Source organism: Aerococcus sp. 150760013-2, assembly GCF_053627715.1.
The window spans coordinates 1-5,041 of record NZ_JBSEYI010000023.1 but is presented as its reverse complement, the minus strand read 5'-3'; the positions used below and the strand labels follow the sequence as shown (position 1 = coordinate 5,041).

The following is a 5,041-nucleotide window of genomic DNA, read 5'->3' as shown; positions in this document are numbered from 1 at the left end:
TAACCTAGTAAAATCAACAAAAAGAGCTGTCTATTTCGCTAATTCCTCCTAGGTATCAATACCTAGGTTTCCTTAGCTGACAGCTTGTAAATGAAATAGATTATTTTTGTAGTGATATGGCTAGTAACCCATTTTTTCTGATTATTAACTTTCAGGTTATGCTTATGCCTAACATAGTCTTAAAAAGCAGTGGGACCGCCCTCACCCTAGTTAGGTTCGAGTCTCCAGAGAGGTCTCTCGCACCTTAATCATATTACTCCTAGACAGGAAGCGTCGTCTTTCGCACTCCTTTTCTCCTTAAACAATTTTTATATCCTTGTTAACAGTTTTCTAAAACCCTTTCCAATTTAAAATGATACAATGGGCTTACCGACAACTACGACCTTAATGGTCATAATCAGTCTGTAGGAGGAAACATACAATGGAAAAGTTTACAAAACGAATTTTATTAACTAGTGGTGTTTTAGCTTTGGGACTTGCCGTAGCTGCACCAAATAAATTAGCAGATAAGATTGCTATTGACCCGATGTTTACATACGGGGAAACTTTAGATGATAGCCAATATACTGAAACAAAAAAATTATTAGGTGTTGAAGATGGCGCGACTGAAATCGAAGTGGCTGTTAATGAATTAAATGACTTATTACAAGATAGCTACCCATACAACCAAGTCTACTCTTCAGCTTATATCACACCAGCTGATAACGATGGTGGCGTAACGGTTGAAATCGAAACACCAGATACAATAACAGATATCACTGAAGCCCAATATGAGAATGCGGCCATTACTGCGGGTGCAATTGACGTAGATATTAAAGTTGCTTCTGCTGTTACAGTAGATGGTTCAGGTGCCTTAGCGGGTGTTTATAAAGCCTTTGAAGATGCTGGTTATTCATTAGATGATGATGCCCGTCAAGTGGCACAGGATGAGTTAGCGGTAACTTCTTCAATTACACAAGAGAATGAAGGTACTGAAGGTTACTCTGATAGCGACATGAACGCTGCGATTGCGGATATTAAAGCGCAAATTGCTGACTTGAAAGACCAAAATGGTGGCTCAATTTCAGTGGATGAAATTACTGTTATCGTGAATAATGTTGTGAATAACTACAACTTAAATGGTGTGATTTCTGAAGACAATATCCAAGCGATTATTGATCAAATGAAAAACTTCTCTAACCTTGAGTTAAGTGAAGAGCAAAAAACACAATTATCTAACTTAGCAAGCTCATTGTCTGACGCTGCAAGTAACGTTGCCGCTTCTGCTTCATCTGCAATCGAAAATGCAGATACTGAGCAATTACAAGAAGATGCTATAGGTATTTGGGACCGTATCCTTTCTATCGTAGATAATATCTTTGGTACAAGCTTCAGTTCTGCTAGTGACACAACAGCTGAATAATCTATAAACAAAATTGTCCTCAACGACTAAGTTTCCATACAATTCTAGCCGTTGGGGGCTTTTTTTCACCTTTTTGAATCATCTGTGAGTGAACCAACCCACCATCTATATATGAAAGCATATAATAAAACTAAATACTTATGGAGGTGTAGCAATTGAGTGAACAAAGTAAAAAAGAATCTTTGATGAATGGCAATTACGTGAAAAGTATGGTTTACGGTGGCCTCGATGGTATTGTCACAACCTTCGCCGTCGTTGCAGGGGCAACTGGTGGTGCCTTATCACTTGACGTAGTCATCATCCTTGGCTTCGCCAATCTATTAGCAGATGGTTTATCTATGGCCGTTGGTGACTTCCTTTCAAGTAAGTCTGAGGGAGAGTTTGTTGAGAACACCATCAAAAAACGGCGTCTTGATTTTAAGAATGATTTTTCAAGTGAAGTGGCTAAATTATCTGCAAACTACCAAGCAAAAGGCATTTCAAAGGATGACGCCGATCAGATTTCAGCAACCCTAGCCAATTATCCTGAAATCTTTGAGCAAGAACGTGTGAATAGTGAGTTTGGGGATGAAGAAATCGAAACACATCCAATGAGAAATGCTTTAGTAACGTTCTTCTCATTTTTAATATATGGTTTTATCCCATTAATTGCCTACGTATTCGCCTCAACTAATACTTTTTTGATGGCCAATACCTTTGCAGTTGCATGCGTCTTAACCGCCATCACCCTATTTATCCTAGGTGCATCAAAATCACGTTTAACGCATACCAATTGGTTTAAATCTGGTATGGAAATGCTTCTGATTGGTGGTGCAGCCGCCCTAGTTGCCTATGGTATCGGTGTACTTTTAGGTAGCTAAGATATACCTGTAGTGACTATGCTGATTAAAAAAACACCATAAAAATACCGCCTCGGCCTTAGAAGACCGAGACGGTATTTTTTATTTATTTTTCATTTACTAATTCTGGATAAAGCGTTTGAATTGATAACTGGTCATTAATTAATTTAGACGAAGGATCTAATTTCGCTTTTTGGTCAATACCTTGTTTCCAGAATAGTGCGAGAATAATTAAAGTAATGGCTGCCCCGCCCCAGTAGGATAAGTTACTTAATCCTAAGTTAAAGCCAATTGGTTCACTTAACAAGTAGACTACAACGGCATATAACATAAAGACACTTGGCACTAGTGTGACGAAGTAATTTCTACCCTTTAGGAATAAGTAGCGTGTTGTTACTAGTAAAGCTAGTACCGCTGTAACTTGGTTGGCCCAGTTGAAGTAACGCCATAAGATATTAAAGTCCACAAAGGTTAAGAAGAATGAAATCACATAAATTGGTAAGGTGATTGTCATTATCTTCGGCAATGTGTCCTGTTTCATGTGGGTATAGTCTGCAATAATAATACGCAATGAACGGAATGCAGATAGACCAGAAGATAATGGTAACACAATAACCCCAATAATTGCCAAAGTACCAAATATTGGTCCTAACAATTCTAATGACACGGCATTCACAACTGCTGAAGCAGTACCTGCATCAATCATACCTGATAAAGTTTCACCGTCAAATAAGGCTAATGAAGCTGCCACCCAAATCATCGCGATAACACCTTCAGCGATCATCATACCATAGAAAGTGAAACGCCCTTCACGTTCATTTTCCATTGTACGAGATACCATTGGTGCTTGGGTTGCATGGAAACCTGACATCGCTCCACATGAAATAGTAAAGAATAAACCTGGGAAAATAGCCAAGCCTTTAGGATGAAAGTTCGACATAGTAGCTGAAGACAATTCAACCATTGAGTGGTCTCCAAAGATTAACGTTAAACCAATTGCTACTGTTGAAATAATTAATATTGCACCAAACCACGGATACACTTTACCCATTGCTTTGTCGATTGGTAAAACTGTTGAAATAATGTAGTAAATAAAAATAGCAATTATAATGATAATTAAAGCAACGTTACCTGGAAGCAAGCTTTGAATAAGCGCTGCAGGCGACGAAACGAATACAGTACCTACCAATAATAATAGTAAACAAGCAAATAAGTTGACTACATGCATAGTCCCTTTATTAATATACTTACCTGCTAAAGCGGGTAATTGTGCCCCATTATTTCTAAGAGATACCATCCCTAACATGTAATCGTGGACCGCCCCAGCAAATATACACCCAAAAACAATCCATAAATAAGCAACAGGTCCATATAAAGCACCCATAATCGGTCCAAATACAGGTCCTGTACCTGCGATGTTTAATAATTCAATAATACCGTTCTTCCATCTAGGCATTGGTACAAAGTCCATGCCATCTTGTAAAACCTCCGCTGGTGTTGTCCGTTCAGGATTTGGCTCGAAGTTTTTCTCGATATAGCGACCATAGGTGAAGTATCCTACAACTAAAGCGACGACACCTATTATAAATGTCCACATAAAAATTTCCTCCCTTTTTTATCAATGTAAGCGTTTATACCTTTATATTATCACGCTATATTGATATACAAGTCAATTTTACTTGAAGGAAATCATTGTCAATATATTTATTTGTACATTGCTGTTTTTATGAATATGAGAAAAAAAGTAATTTAAACATTGAGATACAGACCTTTTCATGACAAATTTTCATTTTCCCCCTTGTTAGCTTCATGCTTCTCTTATATAAAAAACGCAATGTACAGTACAAATTTGTATTCTTCACTAACTCTAATACTTATGTGGTTGAGAATAAATAAAAAGAGAGGTAGCTTACCATTCGCTACCTCCCCATAATATTTTTTCCACATTGAATGTTTTAAAAATTGTCCCGTAAATTTCTTAAATCTTTAAAAGCTGTGACATCTTCTGCTTGCATAAAAATGTTAATGATTTTTTCTCTACCAATAGTTGAAGGATAGGTAGGATGGTTTACAGCATTTAAAACTTCTGCTTGCCCTAAGGCTTCAGCAATTACTTCATTTTCTGGAAAGATTGAATGGGCGAATTTTAAATTCGTTAAGGTATACTCATGTCCTGCAAAGACAGCAATGTCATCATCTAAACGGCTAAAAGTTTCTAAGGCATCAAACGCTGCTTGGTAATCACCTGTAAACACGCGACCACATCCCGCTGAGAACATAGCATCACCTGAAAATAGAAACTGATTATCGACAATATAGGCTAAATGTCCTGCTGTATGGCCCGCTGAAAGTAAGGCGGTTACTGTATGACCTAAAATATCTACCTGGCTACCATCTTCCAAAATTGTCATATTGTCAAAACCTGGTACTTCACTTGGAGCATAGATATTAGTTTCTGGGTAGGCCTGGATAATTTCCTCTACACCACCAATGTGATCGTCATGTTTATGTGTTAATAAAATAGCAATTTGACTAGGTTTTTCTACTTCGATATAAGATAAAACTTCTGCTGCTTCACCCGGGTCAACAATCACAACACTATTTGTATCTTCAATCATCCAAATATAATTATCTGCTAATGCATGTATTGGGAAAATATTCATACTTAAACTCCTCACTACTCCTTGTATACTTAGCGTAATCTATATGAACTACAACGCCATTAAAATGGCGTGTTTCTAGGAACACTCATGACTTGTTCCACTTATTTCAAAGCAAAACAGCGGTCTAAGCTATTTAA

At 37.5% G+C, this 5,041-nt stretch carries 4 protein-coding genes; 2 read left to right on the top strand and 2 right to left on the bottom strand.

Going from position 1 to position 5,041, the window contains the following annotated elements; all coding sequences use genetic code 11:
• Nucleotides 1–421 precede the first annotated feature (421 nt).
• Both ACUW85_RS09375 and ACUW85_RS09370 read left to right on the top strand, forming a co-directional pair.
• Nucleotides 422–1,402: a DUF1002 domain-containing protein gene (locus tag ACUW85_RS09375; RefSeq protein ID WP_182023688.1), complete on the top strand. Its 981-nt coding sequence runs from the start codon at nucleotides 422–424 to the stop codon at nucleotides 1,400–1,402.
• 155 nt (nucleotides 1,403–1,557) lie between these two features.
• On the top strand, nucleotides 1,558–2,262 hold the full coding sequence (locus tag ACUW85_RS09370; RefSeq protein WP_003143319.1) for a VIT1/CCC1 transporter family protein: 705 nt from the start codon (nucleotides 1,558–1,560) through the stop codon (nucleotides 2,260–2,262).
• Between the two features lie 85 nt (nucleotides 2,263–2,347).
• On the opposite strand, the gene ACUW85_RS09365 is transcribed toward ACUW85_RS09370, so the two are convergent.
• Complete coding sequence (locus tag ACUW85_RS09365) at nucleotides 2,348–3,838, bottom strand: carbon starvation CstA family protein (protein ID WP_003143320.1); 1,491 nt, start codon at nucleotides 3,836–3,838, stop codon at nucleotides 2,348–2,350.
• Nucleotides 3,839–4,196: 358 nt separating this feature from the next.
• A complete protein-coding gene (gene gloB, locus ACUW85_RS09360) occupies nucleotides 4,197–4,904 on the bottom strand; it encodes a hydroxyacylglutathione hydrolase (protein ID WP_182023686.1) in 708 nt (235 codons plus the stop codon).
• Between the last annotated feature and the right edge of the window lie 137 nt (nucleotides 4,905–5,041).